Source organism: Acetobacter sp. (assembly GCF_047723915.1).
Classification (GTDB): Bacteria; Pseudomonadota; Alphaproteobacteria; order Acetobacterales; family Acetobacteraceae; genus Acetobacter.
The window spans coordinates 32,293-48,079 of record NZ_JBDOBQ010000013.1 but is presented as its reverse complement, the minus strand read 5'-3'; the positions used below and the strand labels follow the sequence as shown (position 1 = coordinate 48,079).

The window sequence follows — 15,787 nt, the reverse complement described above, 5'->3', positions numbered from 1 at the left end:
CGTGAAGGTTGCCACAAAAACGGGGCAGCATGATCCACGCCTGCCTGCCTGCCTGCGTGTGTGCCCCCTATTTTGGTTTTGCGGCCCGTTTCGCAACCACATGCAGGGCGTACTGCACCAGATAGTCATTCAGTTCGGTCGAGGCACAACTGGCGGCTTCCAGGTCGCGGGCCGCGATTGCCACGAGTATCCTCTGGTGTAATGCCTTGCCGGTTTTAATCTCGCTCGCCTCGTCCCTGATATGCATGAGCCAGAAACGCCGGGAGAGTGCCTGCAGGGGCGACATCAGCGCATCGAGATACGGATTGCGCGCCACCCGAACGATAAGCGCATGTGTTTGCCTGACTGTCTGCGTGTATTGCGGTAGGGGGAAGTCCCCGTCGAGCAGATCAGCAAGAGCCCGGATATCGTCAATATCCTTTTCTGTCGCACGTTCGCAGGCCAGCGTGATGGCCAGCAGTTCGGTCGCCCTGCGCACCTCAAGACCGCTGAGCTGATCCTCGACTGATACGGGGGGCACCTCAATGCCACGGGACGGATGAATCCGCAGCATGCGATTGAGCGCCAGGCGCTGTATGGCCTCCCGCACTGGTGTTCTACCCAGACCCGTCAGCTCCATGAGGCCGCGCTCGGAAACCATCGATCCGGGCTGCAACGTGCCCTGCTCGATCATTGACTGCAGACGTTCGACTGCCTGATCTGACTGACTAATCACACCTGTTCCCGCACTGCTTCAGAAAAAACCTGACAGGCATATTGCCAGAGCGCATGCGTTATGTAACCAATATATCGGTAATATGTCGCACGTCGAGCACGAGGTATAGATCCTTGAAATATGCACCCAATCTGGAATCCAGCACGCTGCCTTACTCACCTTTCAAAAGCTGTGTTGTTCCGCGGCCGATCGGCTGGCTGTCGAGCGTCAGTGCCGACGGTGTCGAGAACATCGCGCCTTACAGCCAGTGGCAGAACCTGTCGTTCGACCCGCCGATGGTCATGTTCTCGGCCAACCAGTATCCGGACGGGCGCCGCAAGGACACGGTCGTCAATGCCGAGGCAACAGGGTGGTTCGTCTGGAACATGGCGACCTATGCCCTGCGCGAGGCGGTCAATATCAGCGCCATGGCTCTGCCACCCGAACAAAGCGAGTTCGACAGGCTCAATGTCACCAGGGTTTTTGCCGACAACGCTCCTATTCCCATGGTGAAGGAGAGCCCGGTAAAGTTCGAATGTCGCTATTTGAGCACGCATCGATTAAAGGGAAATTCGGCTGTCGGGACGATCGATATCGTTTTTGCGCGGGTTGAAAAAATTCACATCGACGATGATGTCATTCTTCCCGATGGCAAGCTGGATATCAGGAAAATCCGTCCGATCGCCCGTCTCGGCTACTTCGATTACACCGTGATCGAAAGCAGTTTCGAGATGCGCGTACCCGGCTCCGATGAAGCCGCGCAATACGGGCTTGAAGGCAGGCCTGGGTTCAAATGATTTCACCAGAAAAGGTGGGCATGGTTCATAAGGGCCAGCGTTCAGGCAAGGGGTGTTCACAGTGACCTCAGCAGGCAGGGCAGATCGGGAAAAATCTGTATTGAAAAGAAAAATTCACGAACTGCTGGCGGTTAATTTCGGCAGTATGCTTGAATGGTATGACTGGACGATCTACACGCTTTTTGCACCGTATTTCGCTGCCCGGTTCTTTCCGGCGAGCGATCCGGCCGCAGCACTTCTTGCCGCTCTCGCGGTTTTTGCGGCAGGCTTTCTGACACGCCCGCTAGGCGGCTTTGTTTTCGGGTTTTACGCTGACAGGGTGGGACGTAAACAGAGCCTCACACTTGCAATATTCATAACGGCGGGTGGCAGCCTGCTGATTGCGGTCATACCTGCATTCGACAGTATTGGCATTCTTGCATCGAGTGTGCTGCTTGCCGCCCGTCTGGCGCAGGGAATAGCCCATGGTGGCGAGATGGGAACCTCCGTGACCTATCTTGTCGAACAGGCGCCACAAAACCGTCGAGCCCTTGCTGGCAGCACAACCTGGGTCAGCGTCGTGTTCGGAACGATTCTGGCCACCACGACCGGTCTTGTCATCAACGATACTTTCAGCCGGGCCGCAATTGGTGCATGGGCATGGCGTATACCTTTTGCCCTTGGGGGGGTGCTTGGCTTTTATGGCCTCTACCTGCGCCGCAGGCTGACTGAGACCGATGCTTTTACGACGCAGCACAGACAGCCTGACAGCAAAGTCGCGGCACTGCTGCGGAACTGGCGCGGCGTTGCCGTGGTGTTCGGCCTGTCGGCAGGGGGATCGATCATGTTCTACACATGGCTGATTTACACCCCGATCTACGCCCAGCTCGCCCATGGCCTGAACGCGAGATCCGCGTTGACGGCAAGCCTGATGGCGCAATGCGTCTTTCTTGTCGCGATCCCGGTTGTGGGCTGGCTTGCGGACACATTCGGAAGGCGGGTTTTTATTATTGTCTTCGGTCTTGGCTTCATGACCCTCACCTTTCCTCTGGACCGCCTGATCGACAATACGTTCGGTGGCCTGCTGACGGCGCTGAGTCTTGCGCTGATGGTCCTGGCGGCCCTGTTCGGAGTGAATACGGCTGTATGGGCCGAGGTCTTTCCAACCAGTATACGGGCAACCGGTGTCAGCGGACCGCTATCGCTGGCAACGGCAATTTTTGGAGGTACGGCGCCTTACGTGAATACGTACCTGTTCAAGGCGGGGCACCATTCCTGGTTCCTGTATTACCTGGTGGCGGTGTCGTCCGTCACGTTTCTGACGGGGCTGCTTATTCCCGAAACCAGAGATCTCGCACTCGACCGCGCCGATACGGGCCTTTTGCGCAATGGCTCATGATAGTCCTGATCCTGCCGTTGCAGAAAAGGGCTTTTTTCGAAGGGATGGCAAGGGTTATGGCGGATAACCGTAATCTACCGTTCGGCCTGTTCGACCAGTAACGCAACACCCGGCACAAGACGCTGGATCAGGTCGCCGGGCGGTTGTGTGGCGGTGGTGACGACATGGATACTGCTTGAGGCCGCGATTTCGGTCCGTGCGTTTTCCAGTGTTTCCCGTGCACTTTCGCGCCAGCCGGGTGTGCGGCCTATGCCCAGTGCCGCAAGCCCCGCACGCGCCAGCGCGGCCAGCCGGGCCGAGGCGGGAATGGCCACGGCCAGTGCGGGGTTATGTGCGGCGTCACGCAGGAAGGCTGTGTCATTATTGGCCCACAGTGTCAGGGACCGTTCCAGATCGGGTTTGAGTTCGAGCATGCTCTGCGCGTAGGCCGCGGCTTCGGCATTGAACATGTCAGCGGTGAAACTGTCGGGGTTCGCGATATCGGCAGGGGTTCCCAAAGTCTGTAGCGTGGCCTGCTGTTTGTGCCGGATCTGTAAAAATTCGTGGTTATGCGCGTAGTTTCTGACAGGAGATACAACATCCAGCAGCACTGCGGCGGACGCGGTCTGGCCCGGCGCCAGACGCTGGAGCATGCGGGCCGGGCCGGCTGTTGCCTGCAGGCCCAGCACGTTCAGCGTATCGCGCAGGATTGCAAGCCGTGGGGCCAGTGTCGCGCTGTCGCACCGGGCGGGGGCGGACCAGAACCGTTCGGCCAGGGCGGCCGCACGGGGCCACAGTCGCGCGTCCAGCATGTCTTCGGATACGACTTCGGCCCACAGGGCGGTTTCGGCGCCCAGAACGTGGCTTTTCTGCTCGTCCGTCAGGGGGGGTACGGGGGCTTCGTCCGCCTTGTCCTGCGCGGGGGTGGCGATTGTGCCGCCGGGGCCGGTGGTCTGGGCAGCGGCCTGCGCTTCGGACGCATCCTTGCGGGTGTCGAACGGGTCTGTTTCGTAATAGGCCTGGGCGGGCAGAAGCCGGTCGAGGTAGTACGGGCCTGATACCACCGTAGGGTGGCCCTGTTGTGTGGCCTGCGCGGTATGCGCGGGACCGCGCCAGCTTTCGATAATGGTGTCGGGCGGGGTATCGGCGCCCAGCACTTCGTCCCATCCCATGACGGTCTTGCCGTGGGTGTGCAGGGCACGGGCGACCTGGCGGGTAAAGGTGGCTTGCAGGCCGGCGGGTGTGGCGATGTTGTGGCGTTTCATGTAGGCCACAATGCCTGGGGCCTGCAGCCACTGGCGGGCCACGACTTCATCCCCGCCGATATGAAAGACCGGGTCCGGGAACAGCCCCGCCATTTCGGCGTAGAGCGCGTTCACGAAAGCCAGCGTTTCCGGTCGGGTGGGGTCCATGGCCGCGCGGTTGATTTCCGCCCGGTCGGTCGTGTTCAGCGGCAGGATGGCGGCATAACGCGGATACGCCTGCAAAAGCGCGAATGTATGGCCCGGCGTGTCGAATTCCGGCACGATGCGGATACCCCGCGCGGCTGCCTGCGCCACAAGGTCACGGATCTGGTCCTGGGTATAGAACTGGCCATGGCTGCTGAGTGTCTGCAAAAGCGGATAACGCCTGCTTTGTACACGAAAAGCCGCGCCATCGGAAAAATGAATGTGCAGAACATTCAGTTTGACTATTTCCATGGCATCGAGCTGGCGCATGAGCGCGGGTATGCTCATGAAGTGGCGGCTGACATCGAGCATCAGCCCGCGCCAGCCGAAGCGGGGCGCATCCTGCACCCGGGCCTGGGTGACAAGCGTTGTGTCAGCCCCCTGCCTGACAAGTTGCAGCACCGTTGCCAGTCCGCGCAGAACGCCCACGGGTTCCTGCGCGTTCAGCGTGATCCCGTCGGGGGTTACGTTCAGCCTGTAACCTTCATGCATGGCAGGGCCGGGGAACGGCGCGTTTTGATCGTAACCGATATGCAGGGTAAAACCGTGTGTATCCCCGCTGGCGTCAGTCCATGTCAGCGGGTGGCCGGCCAGTATGTCCAGCCGACGCCTGAAACGGGCAAGAGCCTGATCCAGTGCGGGAGTCCGGGGGCTGAGCCAGTCTATGGCTATCGTGTCGGGCAGCGCAAAGGCAGCGCCATCCGCCTGGAGCGCCGCGGGGGCGGGCAGGACCGGGGGCTGCGTAAAAGCATTGATGAGAAAAGCCGTTTTGGGCGTATCTGCACTGCCTTGCGTGGCCGTTGTGGTCTGGGCGCGCGCGGGTGTGCCGGACAGGGCCACCCCTCCTGCCAGTATCCCCGTCAATATTCCAGCCAGCATTCCCGCCAGTAGCGTGTGCCGTCGCCGGCGCCGTGCAGGGCTGTTCGGGCGCGCGGGGGCGGGGTGTTGCGGGTGTGTCTGGGCTGTGTGCCGCATAGGGTGCGGTAAAACCCCCATGCCGGGCGGGTGGAACCGTGTTGTGGGGTGCACCGTGGGGCGGGAACGGGGCAGGGCAGGCTGGTGGGTCATGCGCCGGTTGGTCCATGTGTGGGAAAAACGCGGGCCAGCGCGCCGGCCAGCCGGGTTATGGCGGTGCCGTCCCACGCCCAGCCGGCCAGTTCGGCCGCGCGCAGGGCGGCCCCTCCCAGGGGGGGCAGCATGGGTATGAGCGGTGTGGCGCCCAGATGTTCGGCTATGGTGTGGCGTACGGTGGGGCTGTTCATTACGCTGCCACCATAGCTCCATGCAACGGGTGCGGTGTGCGACAGGGGTTCGGGGGAAACACGGCTTGCCGCCAGTCGTGCCTGCCGTGCCAGATGCGTGCCAGCACAGCGCAGCAGGCTTATGGCCTGTGGGTCGCCCGTTTGGGCCAGATCGTCCACGACATGGGCCATGGCCGCCATGGCCGAGCGCGGGTGTGTGCGCGTGCGCACCCATTCGAGCAGGGCGTCGGACGTATGCTCCCCCGTTACGGGCAGGCCCAGACGGTGCAGCAGGGTTTTGACAAATGCAGTATGGGAAAGGGGATCACCGTCGAGAAAACGCGTGACAGCGCCCAGTGCCTCGCGGCCAATCCAGTATCCGCCCCCTTCATCGCCCAGAAGCCAGCCCCATCCGCCGACACGGGCCATCTGCCCGCCAACTCCACGGGCAAGGGTGACAGAGCCTGTGCCTGCCAGCACAAAAACCCCCGTTCCCCCACCAAAGGCCGCACGGTGCGCGGTTTCGACATCGTTTTCCAGCCAGAGCCGGACGGTGCCCGCCCCGGTAGCCGCAAGGGCTGTGCGGGCAACCTGTTCCTGCTCGGCCGAGGACGGGCGTGCGGCATCGTACCCTGCCATGCCCAGCGTCGCGGCCCGCAGGCCGGGGCGCTGCATCCGGTGCAGCAGGTCGTGCAGGTTCTGCGCCCATTCCGGTCGGTCGAACGGGTTGCAGCCCGGTCCGCTGGCATGGTCCACCACTTCCGCATCATGCGTGAGCAGTACCGCCCGGGTATGGGTGCCCCCGCCATCCACGGCCAGAACTGTATCCTGCACCGTAACGGGTGCGGGGCCGTTACCTTCTGCGGTGCCAGCCGCGTGGTGGCCCGGCATGGGGGCGGGTGGCGGCGCGGTCATGCGGTGGGGAGCGGAGTGGTGGGGGATGATGTGCGGCTGGCCAGTTTTTCAAGGGCGGCGCGCAGGTGACCGCCGCATAGTTCCAGCAGCAGCCGCGCTTGTGGGGCATCCAGCCCATGGCGCAGCAGGATCGCAAGTTTGATGCTGCCGCCTGCATCTTTCAGCGCGGTTATGGCCTGTTCCTGCGTGCAGTCGCTCAGGTGGCGCACCATGCGCTGGGCGCGCGCCACCAGCTTGGCGTTGACAATGCGCATGTCCACCATCTGGCCGCGCCATGTATGGCCCAGCCGTATCATCAGCGTGGTGGACAGCAGGTTGAGGGCGATTTTCTGGGCCGTACCGGCCTTCATGCGGGTGGAGCCAGCCACCACCTCAGCCCCGGTCAGGGTCAGGACGGGGCAGTCCGCCTGCGCCAGCAGGCGGGTGTCGGGGCAGCATGACAGGCCTACTGTCAGGCTGCCGTGTGCGTGGGCACAGGCCAGTGCCGCACATGTATACGGAGTGCCCCCGCTGGCGGCGACACCTATTACCACGTCATCGGGCGTGGGGGCGTGGGCGGCCATGGCGCGGCTGGCTTCGGCCTCGTCATCCTCGGCTCCTTCCACTGGGCTGAACAGCGCGGCGTCGCCCCCCGCCAGCAGCAGGACAAGGCGGGCACGCGGCCAGCCATAGGTGGGAATAAGTTCCACCCCATCCTGCAACCCGATCCGCCCCGACGTGCCTGCGCCAACGTAGAACAGCCGCCCCCCGCGTTCGAGGCGGGGCAGGGCTTTGGCAATCGCGGCCTCAAGCTGGGGGAGTGCTGCCTTGACACTGGCCGCGGCGTCGAACTGGCTTTCCAGCAGGGCGGACAGTACGGTGCCGGTGGGCCACAGGTCCAGGCTGTCGTAGCGCGGGTCCAGTGTTTCGGTTCGGGCGGGGGCGGGCTGTTGCGTCATCGGTAAAACGGCGGCTCCGTCAGCGGGCATGGCGTATCTGCCTTATGGCATACCCCGTCAGGGCCAGCGCGAACAGGGTTGCCATGCCCAGCACGATCAGCCACGCAAAGGCCAGTGACCGGCCATAGGGGTGCAGCCCCTGCATGGCCAGCAGCATCAACGGCACGCTCAGGCAGAAGGCGGGCAGCAGATCGGCCTCGTTCAGGCGGGGAACAAGCATGCCCGCGACAAAGCTCCCCAGTATGGGGCCGTAGCCACAGGCCGCAATGGAAAGCCCCAGCATGATGACAGACTGGCTGCCCTGGGCGAAAAGCCCCGCGCACAGGCACAGCATGACCGACCACAAAATCGTGACAAGGCGTGCAAGACGGAGTGGGGACAGGTTCAGCCTTGTGGCAATGAACTGGCAGGGGGCTGCAAAGTCACCCACGGTAGCGGCCGTCATGGCGGAAAGCGTGGACGAGAGCGACCCCATGGTGGCGGCCAGAATCCCCGCGACCAGCAGCCCGCGCAGGCCCGACGGCAGGCCGTGTGCGATATAGGCGGGAAAAATCGCATCCGGTGTAAGGAATCCCGCGGCCCGGGCGGAGACCCCGCCATGATGGAGCCAGAGCAGCACCCCCACGGCTGAAAGCAGCGTGAACAGCACGCCTGCCCCCACGGCGCTGCCCATCAGGGCCAGCCGGGCGTCGCGCAGGGTGCGGGCGGCCAGCACGCGCTGCACCATAAGCTGGTCTGTCCCGTGCGAGGCAAGGGACAGCACGGCCCCGCCCCCTATGGCGGCAAGGGGGGTAAAGGCGCTGGTAAAAGGCGGGGTATGGTGCGTGAAAAGCTGGAACTTTCCGGCCTGGTCCAGCAGGGCCAGCGCATGGGCCGGGGCTGCATGCCACAGCAGGGTAGCACAGATGCCCGCCCCCAGAAGGTACAGCACGAACTGGATACTGTCCGACCAGACAACTGCGCGCAGCCCGCCGCGCAGGGTATACAGCAATGTCGCCCCCATGATGGCGCACAGCACCACGGCTTTGGGCACAGCCATGTGCATGGCCTCCAGAATGGCGGCCAGAGGCAGCATGCCCGCGAACAGGCGCACGGCTTCGGCCAGCAGCCGCGTGATCAGGAACGTGCCGGATGCAGCCCGTTGCAGGCGCGCGCCAAAACGCTGGCCGAGCCAGTCATAGGCGCTGAGCATGCGGCCCTGCTGGTAAAGGGGCAGGAACCGCCACGCAACAATGGCGCGACCCAGCAGGTAGCCAAGTGCCAGCCCGCTGAACACCATGCCGCTGCCATAGGCGACACCGGGCACGCTGATCAGCGTGAGGGTCGATGTCTCGGTCGCGACAAGAGAGAGGCACAGCGCCCACCATGGCAGGTCCCCGTGCCCTTCCAGATAGCTGTGGGCGGAAGGCGCGCGCCCTGCCAGAGCGAGTGACAGGACCGGCATGCCCGCAAGGTAGGCGGCCATGACTACAAGGTCGATCACCGTCATGGCCGCGCGGCCCCGAAGGGGTGCGGGCAAGCGGGCGGGTGCTGGGCGGAAAGGGGTTTGGGCACAGGCATGACGGGGATGATAAGCCTGTTCAAACGGAACCGGAACGGGCTTAATGCTGTTTGTAGCAAAGCAGGGGATGGCCAGACCGCTGCGCCATGGGCCCGGTCATGGGTCTGGTGGCGGGGGCCAGCCACCAGGATAAGGCGAAAAAAGCCATGAACACCAGTTGCTCTCCCGCAGGGTGCGGACCGCGTGCGCCATTAACACCCGAGCAGGAACGGATATTGCATGAACACGGCACGGAATATCCCGGCTCCAGTCCGCTGAACCATGAAAAACGCGAAGGTGTGTACCATTGCGCGGGATGTGGCGCGGCGCTGTTCCGCTCGAATACGAAATATGACAGCGGCAGTGGCTGGCCGTCTTTCTGGGCGGCGGAAGCGGGGGCGGTGGGTACGTCGCGTGACACCCGCCACGGCATGGTCCGCACGGAAGCCCATTGCGCGGCCTGCGGTGGCCATCTGGGTCATGTTTTCCCCGATGGGCCGCCGCCCACGGGTGAGCGTTATTGCATCAACGGTCTGGCGCTGGACTTCAGACCCGCGGATGTCTGATTAAGGTCACGCCCCTGCGGCACACGATGCTGTGGGGGCGCAGGCACAGTGTGTTTACCGACACGGGCCCGGACGGGACAGCGCCGCTCAGTGCAGGGGGCGATTATTACGGCCTGCGCGGGAGCGGGGTCGTTCGTGCCGGGGGTCAGACCGGCTGCGGTTCAGGGCTGCGGGGTTTGCCGCCTACGGCACGCAGGAAAAATGCCCAGGCATGTTCGAAATAGGCCTGTCGTTCCTCGCTGGTTTCAAGCGTCGTTTCTCCGCACAGGCAGTTGTCTTTGGGCCAGCCGGTAATCATGCCGGTCAGCAGGTGGGCGGTCGTGTCGTCCGCGTGGCCGGGTTCGATCTGTCCCTGCTGTTCGGCCGCGCGCAGCAGGCGGATGAACGCATTGTGAAACGGCTCGCCAATGGCCTCCACCACCTGGCGCAGCAGCGAAGGGTGACGGTGCCCGTCCGAGATCAGGATACGGTAGATACCCAGCGCTTCGGGGCGGAGGGTGAATTCCAGCTTCATGCGGCTGATCTTGCGCAGTTCCTCCAGCGGGTCCTTGAGCGAGATTTCCGCCATGGCCTGCAGCAGCGAGCCTGTCAGGTCCATGATAACGGCGACGAACAGTGCCTCCTTCGAGGGGTAGCGGCGGTAGAGCGTCTGCTTGCTGGCCGAAGCCTTGCGGGCGATCTGGTCGATGGAGGTTCCCGCATAGCCATGCTGCACAAACAGCCCGGCCGCTATTTCCAGCAGATACTGGTCCAGTTCTTCCGTGTCGTGGGATGTGGGCCTGCCGCACCGCCGTTTGCGGCCGTGCAGACACGGATTGGCCATATCCAGCGGTCGGGCGGATTTGTCAGGACGCGGCATACGCAGCGCTGGGCGGCGAGCGGAAAGCGGGTCAGACAACGATCTTCCATCTTGCTGTGGTGCCGGGCGAACACATCCTTGCGATGAAGGCCGCCGCCGGGCCGGATACGGGCCTATGATATATCGTGGTGTTTTAATCCCGTGCAAGAACGTGTTGCAAATTCATGATGCAGGGATGTGTTGCATGAATAAGGGATGCCGTGCCGCGCCTTTTCCCGCACAACGCAGGGCAGGGGCATTGTGCCGCGGGCCGTGCGCCGCACGGGACGCCACGGGCGGGAAGCGGCCCGCATCATTGGTCCGCGTAACTGGCAGACAACAAGGATAGTCCATGCGTGACGTTTCCGGGCGCGATACCGCAGGGGATGACCCCGCCCAGGCAGAGTGTAATCCGGGCGGTGGCGCCGCCTCGGGCCATGGCGGGCCCTTGCCCCCGGCCCCGTTGCCCCCGACTTCGGTGCCTCCCGGCCTGCCGGATCAGGATACTGCCGCGCGCGGTGCGTGGGGCGGTGGCCACCCGCCCGGGCCGGATGGCGCACAGGCGAAAGGGGGCGCACGGCCCCGGCAGGCAGGGGCTGCGAAGGATGCCGGGGGCCTCGACACCGCGCCGTTCGGAGACCTGGCAGGCACCCTGCGCGATGTGGAAGCGCTGCTGAAGCGCTTTTACAGGCTGACGGTCCTGATCGTGACCGTTGTGGCGTCCGTGCTGTTCATCAGTTCGGGGGGCGGGGTCGTTATGGTGGTGTTCGCCTCCATTCTGGTGGCGGTCTGCCTGCATGGGGCCGCGCGCATCGTCTCGCGCCTGACACGGGGGCCGCAATGGGCCTCGGTGCTTCTGCTGGTCGTAACCCTGCTGGCGGGCACGGCGGTGGTGGTGGACGTGTCGGGTCCAGAACTGATGGCCCAGATGGCGCACCTGCATATAGCACTCAAGACCGAGCGCGACGCCCTGCATGCAACCCTGAACACCGAGCCGCTGGGCCATGCCATTCTCGATCATCTGCCGAAGGTGCTGGGCGGCAACCAGGAACCCGACGCCACCGGGGGCACGGGGGGCAGTGGGGCCGGAAATACCAGCAGCATGGATTTTGCCGGGTCCATGACCAATGTGCTGACCTCCACCTTCGGTTCTGTCGGCACGGTGGTGGTGATTGTCATTGCCGGGGTGTATTTCGCGCTCTCGCCCCATCTTTACGCCAACGGTGTGCTGCGGGTTACCCCACTTGCCTACCGTCCTGTCATGCACACGGTACTGCTGACGGCGGCCCATACGCTTTCGGCCTGGGTGGCTGGGCAGATGCTGGACATGACCCTGATCGGCCTGCTGACATGGGGCGGGCTCAGCCTGCTGGGTATGCCGCTTGCCCTGCCACTGGGTTTTTTGGCGGGTATGGCCAATTTTGTGCCGTATCTGGGCACGTTTATCGGGGCCACCCCGGCCCTGCTGGTGGCGCTGTCCATCAGCCCGCGTGAAGCGCTTATGGTGGGGGGCTTTTACGCCGCCGTGCAGGCGTTTGAAGGATATGTGCTGTCCCCTTTCATCCAGAAACGCGCGGTCAGCATGCCGCCCGCGCTCACTATTCTGTCCCAGACCATTTTTGGTGCCTTTCTGGGCATATGGGGCTTTGTGTTCGCCTCACCCCTGACTGCGGTGCTGCTGGCCGTGGCCAAGCGCTTGTCCGCTCCGCTGGGCCGCAACGAACAGGTGTGATGGCGCGCGCTGGCCAACAGCCGGGAGAGGAGCGGTGCAGTCCCGGCGTCATGGGGCGGCGGGCTTGTTATCACAAACAATTGCATGGGCCGGGCAGGGTGAGAGATTGCTAAAATAGCTCGCTGCTGCGTAGTGTTTTCGGAACAAAAACAACAAGAAACAGGCTGCGGTGTCGGGGCTGGCAACTGTTCCCGCCATGCCGTGGCCTGAAGGATCGTGTCATGCCCGCACGTCGCGACTTTCTTTCCTCCGGCCTGAGCGTGGCTGGCCTGGCCGGTCTGGCCATGGCTGCGACCCGTACGGGTGCCGCCGCCAGCAGGCATGCTGCCTGTGCGCCCATGCCGGAACTGGTCATTCCCGCGTTGCCTGTCCCGGTTCTGCCCGTGGCGGGCGAACATGGGGTGTTTCCCGTGCGCAGAATCTACTGCGTGGGGCGGAATTATCTCGCCCATATCAAGGAACTCAACCACGACACGCGTGAGCCGCCTTTTTTCTTCCAGAAAGCGCGCGACATGCTGGTGCAGAACGGTGCCGCCATTCCCTACCCCACCCTTACCCATGATTACGAGCATGAGATCGAACTTGTGCTGGCCATGAAGTCGGGCGGTATGAACATTCCCGCGGCACAGGCGCTCGATCATGTTTACGGCTACGCGGTAGGGCTGGATATGACGCGGCGTGACCTGCAGAACAGGGCACAGGAAAAACGCCAGCCATGGGAGGCAGGAAAGGCGTTCGACAATGCCGCCCCCTGCGGCACCGTTGTGCCTGTGGCCAGCATCGGCCACCCCAAAACCGGGCGCATTCATCTGGAGGTCAACGGTGTGACCGCGTCAGACGGGCAACTGGAGGACATGATCTGGAGCCCGGCGGAAATTATCGCCCATCTTTCCACTGCGTTCGAAATCGCCGCCGGCGACCTGATCTATACCGGCACGCCGCGCGCGGTGGGCAAGGTCGGGCCGGGTGACAGGCTTGTCGCAGCCATTGACGGCCTGCCGACGTTACAGGTCAGTATTACATCCTGAAAAGTAACAGGCCCCAGCGGGCTGTTGTCCGTCCGTGACGTGACCGTAGCGCACCCGGCACGCGTCGCGCCACGGCGGATCCGCGCACCATAAAAAACAGGCGAGCACTCCGGCCACCCGCCTGCCAGCACTTCTAGCCCGCAGGGCAGCAACAGCTCTCAGTCATTATGGCCGAAAACGGGTCTTGTGCTTTCAAACAGGAACCACGTCCGGCGTTCCCCTTCATCGATCCAGACTTCGATCAGGCTGGCGGTGGCCACGTCATTGGCGTCGTCACACAGGGCGTGTACCGCGCGCAGGCGTCGCACCAGTGTCTGGTTGTCGTCGCGCAGTTCGGCAAGCATGTCCTCGGGGGTGACATAAAGGGCGTCATTATCGAGGATTTTCGTCATGCGGGAGATTTCTCCCACCGAATGCAGCGTGGTGCCGCCAATTTTTCTGGCCCGTTCGGCCAGGGGATCGGTCATGGCGAAAATCTGCTGGCTCTGCTCATCCAGCAGCAGGTGATAGTCGCGGAAATGGCGCCCGCTCATATGCCAGTGAAAATTCTTGGTCTTGATATAGAGCGCAAACACATCCGCCAGCACCTGTGCCAGCCCGTGCACCACGGCCTTTACCTTTTCGGCGTTCAGGTCCGTGGGGGTGCCAAGATATTCCCTGATATGGGTTTCGGCTGCATTTGATTGGGTCATGGGTCCCGGCCTTCCGTCATTGGTTTTGTGGTGGCGGGGTTCCCGCTGCCCGCCTTCTACCCAACGTGGGGGCTGGCTGAACGCATGCAAGGGGTGGCGGCGCATTCCTGCCGCTCAGGCGCGAATGTGATAATGCCTTGCGCAGCATGGCTGTATTGCAGTGTCAGGACCGAGTGCCGTGGGCTTTGTCCTTCATGCCCGAAGGCCGGGTTCGATCTCGCTTTTAAGCGGGCGGCCAAGCAGGCGGGCCTGAGCCTGCGCAAGGGTTAACCGTCCTTCCAGAAAGGCTGCAATACATTCGGTAATGGGGGCATCCACCCCATGCTGGCGGGACAGTGTCAGCAGGGCTTCGGCGGTGGTGACACCTTCGGCAACCCCGGGCAGGCCCGCAACGGCGTCCTGCGTTTTTGCTCCCTGGCCCAGGGCCAGCCCCATCTGGTAATTGCGCGACGCATTGCCCGTGCAGGTCAGCAGCAGGTCCCCCAGCCCCGACAGCCCGGCCAGTGTCGCGGCCTGTGCCCCCAGGGCCAGAGCAAGCCGGGTCATTTCCGCCAGCCCGCGCGTAATCAGTGCGGCGCGCGCGTTTTCGCCCAGACCTGCGCCTATGGTAATGCCCGCAGCCACGGCCATGACATTCTTGGCAGCCCCCCCAAGCTGCACGCCGGAGCAGTCATGGCTGGCGTAAAGCCTGAATGTGGGGGTGGATAGCAGGTCCGCCAGCGCACTGGCCCGGACCATGTTCCCCGCGGCGATAACAGCCGCGGCGGGCAGGCCGGCGGCTATTTCGCGGGCAAAATTAGGCCCTGACAGAACTGCCCCCGGCAGGTCGGGGCGGATACGCGCCAGAATATCGAGCGGGAAGGCCAGCGTGCCGCGTTCTATCCCCTTGCAGCACAGGATTGTGGGCACGTCCGCCGGTAAAAGGGGTAGAACCGTGGCCAGATGCTGGGTGGGTATGGCCACCAGCGCACAGTCGAATGTGCCCACCGGCGGAGCGGAAGAAACGCGAATCGTGCCGGGGAGGGGAAAGTCCGGCAGTTTTGGCATGGCGCCGGACGGCAGGGGGGCTGCCGTGCGTGCCCAGACCCGCACATATGCCCCGGTACGGGCCGCATGCAGTGCGAGCGCCGTGCCCCAGGCCCCTGCTCCCAGTACAAGTATCTGTCTGCTCATGTCCAAGCCGTGCCAGAGGTGCATCCGTCGCGCAAGATGATCTTTGGCACTGTTCTTGCATCGCTACGGTCGGGGGCTGGTAACGGGAGTTGAACGACACCGGGAACTGGTAACCCCGGCACCGTAGCCTGCGGGGCCGCGAGTGCCGAACTGGCCTGCGGCGGTGCTCCTGCGTGCTGCGGGCTTGCTATCGGGGTTACGGGGCAATGCTACGGCCTTGGGCACAGTCCTGTGCCTAGTCGTGTATGCTGGCCGCGCTGTGGCCTGTGCGGTCGGGTGCGGAATATCAGGCGGAGAGCGCTACCGACATCTGGGCGGGCGCGGCCTGCTGGGCCAGGATTGCGGCGGTCTGGAGGTGTTTCTTGCGGGCCTCACGCAGCAGGCACACGACGCCCTGCACACAATTACCGCACTGGGCCTTGCAGCCCCGCTTGGCATAGATGTCCTTTGGGCGAGTCGCCCCGTCGGCTACGGCGTTCTCGATATCGGTGTGCGTCAGGCGATTGCAGGAACATACAACCATTGGCAGGGCCTCGATCGTCGTTAAGCTGGAGTCTGTTTAACCACAAATGATAATTATTCGCAATACTGAGGTTTGGCAAGTCCGTCTCGCCCTCACATCTGGTTGCGCGAACGCCTGTCCGCAAGGGGCGGCGGTGCGGGCAAAGGCAGGGTGGCCACACAGGTGCGGCGGGTCTGTGCGGCGCGTCTGAGGGGAGGGGCTGTGCCGGGGGCGGAATTATCACGCCGCGCGCGGCTATCTTTCTGAAATCTTAGGACTGTGGCCGTTATAGAGAACAGACATCGTTCCCGACCGTGTACACGCGC

General features: G+C 63.5%; 14 protein-coding genes. 5 read left to right on the top strand and 9 right to left on the bottom strand.

Annotated elements, in window-relative coordinates; genetic code table 11:
• Nucleotides 1-67 precede the first annotated feature (67 nt).
• The gene (locus ABF990_RS08825; RefSeq protein WP_415491306.1) at nucleotides 68-715 is read right to left on the bottom strand and encodes a GntR family transcriptional regulator; all 648 of its coding nucleotides are present in this window, start codon (nucleotides 713-715) and stop codon (nucleotides 68-70) included.
• A gap of 113 nt (nucleotides 716-828) precedes the next feature.
• Between ABF990_RS08825 and ABF990_RS08820 the strand changes: the two genes are divergently transcribed.
• Nucleotides 829-1,491 carry a flavin reductase family protein gene (locus ABF990_RS08820; protein ID WP_415491305.1) on the top strand — a complete coding sequence of 221 codons (663 nt, stop codon included), beginning with the start codon at nucleotides 829-831 and terminating at the stop codon, nucleotides 1,489-1,491.
• A 100-nt stretch (nucleotides 1,492-1,591) separates the two neighbouring features.
• A complete protein-coding gene (locus ABF990_RS08815) occupies nucleotides 1,592-2,869 on the top strand; it encodes an MFS transporter (protein ID WP_415500407.1) in 1,278 nt (425 codons plus the stop codon).
• Nucleotides 2,870-2,943: 74 nt separating this feature from the next.
• On the opposite strand, the gene ABF990_RS08810 is transcribed toward ABF990_RS08815, so the two are convergent.
• The 4 genes from ABF990_RS08810 to ABF990_RS08795 are packed head-to-tail and all read right to left on the bottom strand — an operon-like array spanning nucleotide 2,944 to nucleotide 8,879.
• Nucleotides 2,944-5,364, bottom strand: a complete 2,421-nt coding sequence (locus ABF990_RS08810) for a beta-N-acetylhexosaminidase (RefSeq protein WP_415500408.1) — start codon at nucleotides 5,362-5,364, stop codon at nucleotides 2,944-2,946.
• Entirely contained in the window at nucleotides 5,361-6,452 is a 1,092-nt protein-coding gene (locus ABF990_RS08805) for an N-acetylglucosamine kinase (RefSeq protein ID WP_415500410.1), read from the bottom strand. Before ABF990_RS08805 ends, ABF990_RS08810 begins: the two co-directional genes overlap by 4 nt.
• Complete coding sequence (locus ABF990_RS08800; protein ID WP_415506552.1) at nucleotides 6,449-7,390, bottom strand: N-acetylmuramic acid 6-phosphate etherase; 942 nt, start codon at nucleotides 7,388-7,390, stop codon at nucleotides 6,449-6,451. Before ABF990_RS08800 ends, ABF990_RS08805 begins: the two co-directional genes overlap by 4 nt.
• A 19-nt stretch (nucleotides 7,391-7,409) precedes the next feature.
• Nucleotides 7,410-8,879 carry a sodium:solute symporter gene (locus tag ABF990_RS08795; RefSeq protein WP_415500938.1) on the bottom strand — a complete coding sequence of 490 codons (1,470 nt, stop codon included), beginning with the start codon at nucleotides 8,877-8,879 and terminating at the stop codon, nucleotides 7,410-7,412.
• Between the two features lie 218 nt (nucleotides 8,880-9,097).
• Here ABF990_RS08795 and msrB point away from each other — a divergent pair, with 218 nt between their 5' ends.
• Entirely contained in the window at nucleotides 9,098-9,496 is a 399-nt protein-coding gene (gene msrB / locus ABF990_RS08790) for a peptide-methionine (R)-S-oxide reductase MsrB (RefSeq protein ID WP_415500935.1), read from the top strand.
• A gap of 145 nt (nucleotides 9,497-9,641) precedes the next feature.
• On the opposite strand, the gene ABF990_RS08785 is transcribed toward msrB, so the two are convergent.
• Nucleotides 9,642-10,394 (bottom strand): TetR/AcrR family transcriptional regulator, encoded by a 753-nt coding sequence (locus tag ABF990_RS08785; protein ID WP_415506551.1) that lies wholly within the window; start codon nucleotides 10,392-10,394, stop codon nucleotides 9,642-9,644.
• 292 nt (nucleotides 10,395-10,686) lie between these two features.
• Between ABF990_RS08785 and ABF990_RS08780 the strand changes: the two genes are divergently transcribed.
• Nucleotides 10,687-12,066, top strand: a complete 1,380-nt coding sequence (locus tag ABF990_RS08780; protein ID WP_415492354.1) for an AI-2E family transporter — start codon at nucleotides 10,687-10,689, stop codon at nucleotides 12,064-12,066.
• A 221-nt stretch (nucleotides 12,067-12,287) separates the two neighbouring features.
• Complete coding sequence (locus ABF990_RS08775; RefSeq protein WP_415500937.1) at nucleotides 12,288-13,094, top strand: fumarylacetoacetate hydrolase family protein; 807 nt, start codon at nucleotides 12,288-12,290, stop codon at nucleotides 13,092-13,094.
• A gap of 158 nt (nucleotides 13,095-13,252) precedes the next feature.
• Here ABF990_RS08775 and ABF990_RS08770 read toward each other — a convergent pair whose 3' ends face one another.
• The 3 genes from ABF990_RS08770 to ABF990_RS08760 form a co-directional block, all read right to left on the bottom strand.
• Complete coding sequence (locus ABF990_RS08770; RefSeq protein ID WP_415492352.1) at nucleotides 13,253-13,786, bottom strand: Dps family protein; 534 nt, start codon at nucleotides 13,784-13,786, stop codon at nucleotides 13,253-13,255.
• Between the two features lie 192 nt (nucleotides 13,787-13,978).
• The gene (locus tag ABF990_RS08765; RefSeq protein WP_415492351.1) at nucleotides 13,979-14,959 is read right to left on the bottom strand and encodes an NAD(P)H-dependent glycerol-3-phosphate dehydrogenase; all 981 of its coding nucleotides are present in this window, start codon (nucleotides 14,957-14,959) and stop codon (nucleotides 13,979-13,981) included.
• Between the two features lie 286 nt (nucleotides 14,960-15,245).
• On the bottom strand, nucleotides 15,246-15,482 hold the full coding sequence (locus ABF990_RS08760) for a bacterioferritin-associated ferredoxin (RefSeq protein ID WP_415492350.1): 237 nt from the start codon (nucleotides 15,480-15,482) through the stop codon (nucleotides 15,246-15,248).
• Nucleotides 15,483-15,787: the final 305 nt, after the last annotated feature.

Bases quoted from the DNA above. Each gene is read 5' to 3' on its own strand.
- ABF990_RS08810 (WP_415500408.1), bottom strand. From the start codon at position 5,364: ATGACCCACCAGCCTGCCCTGCCCCGTTCCCGCCCCACGGTGCACCCC.
- ABF990_RS08805 (WP_415500410.1), bottom strand. From the start codon at position 6,452: ATGACCGCGCCGCCACCCGCCCCCATGCCGGGCCACCACGCGGCTGGC.
- ABF990_RS08800 (WP_415506552.1), bottom strand. From the start codon at position 7,390: ATGACGCAACAGCCCGCCCCCGCCCGAACCGAAACACTGGACCCGCGC.
- ABF990_RS08795 (WP_415500938.1), bottom strand. From the start codon at position 8,879: ATGACGGTGATCGACCTTGTAGTCATGGCCGCCTACCTTGCGGGCATG.
- msrB (WP_415500935.1), top strand. From the start codon at position 9,098: ATGAACACCAGTTGCTCTCCCGCAGGGTGCGGACCGCGTGCGCCATTA.
- ABF990_RS08780 (WP_415492354.1), top strand. From the start codon at position 10,687: ATGCGTGACGTTTCCGGGCGCGATACCGCAGGGGATGACCCCGCCCAG.
- ABF990_RS08775 (WP_415500937.1), top strand. From the start codon at position 12,288: ATGCCCGCACGTCGCGACTTTCTTTCCTCCGGCCTGAGCGTGGCTGGC.
- ABF990_RS08770 (WP_415492352.1), bottom strand. From the start codon at position 13,786: ATGACCCAATCAAATGCAGCCGAAACCCATATCAGGGAATATCTTGGC.
- ABF990_RS08765 (WP_415492351.1), bottom strand. From the start codon at position 14,959: ATGAGCAGACAGATACTTGTACTGGGAGCAGGGGCCTGGGGCACGGCG.
- ABF990_RS08760 (WP_415492350.1), bottom strand. From the start codon at position 15,482: ATGGTTGTATGTTCCTGCAATCGCCTGACGCACACCGATATCGAGAAC.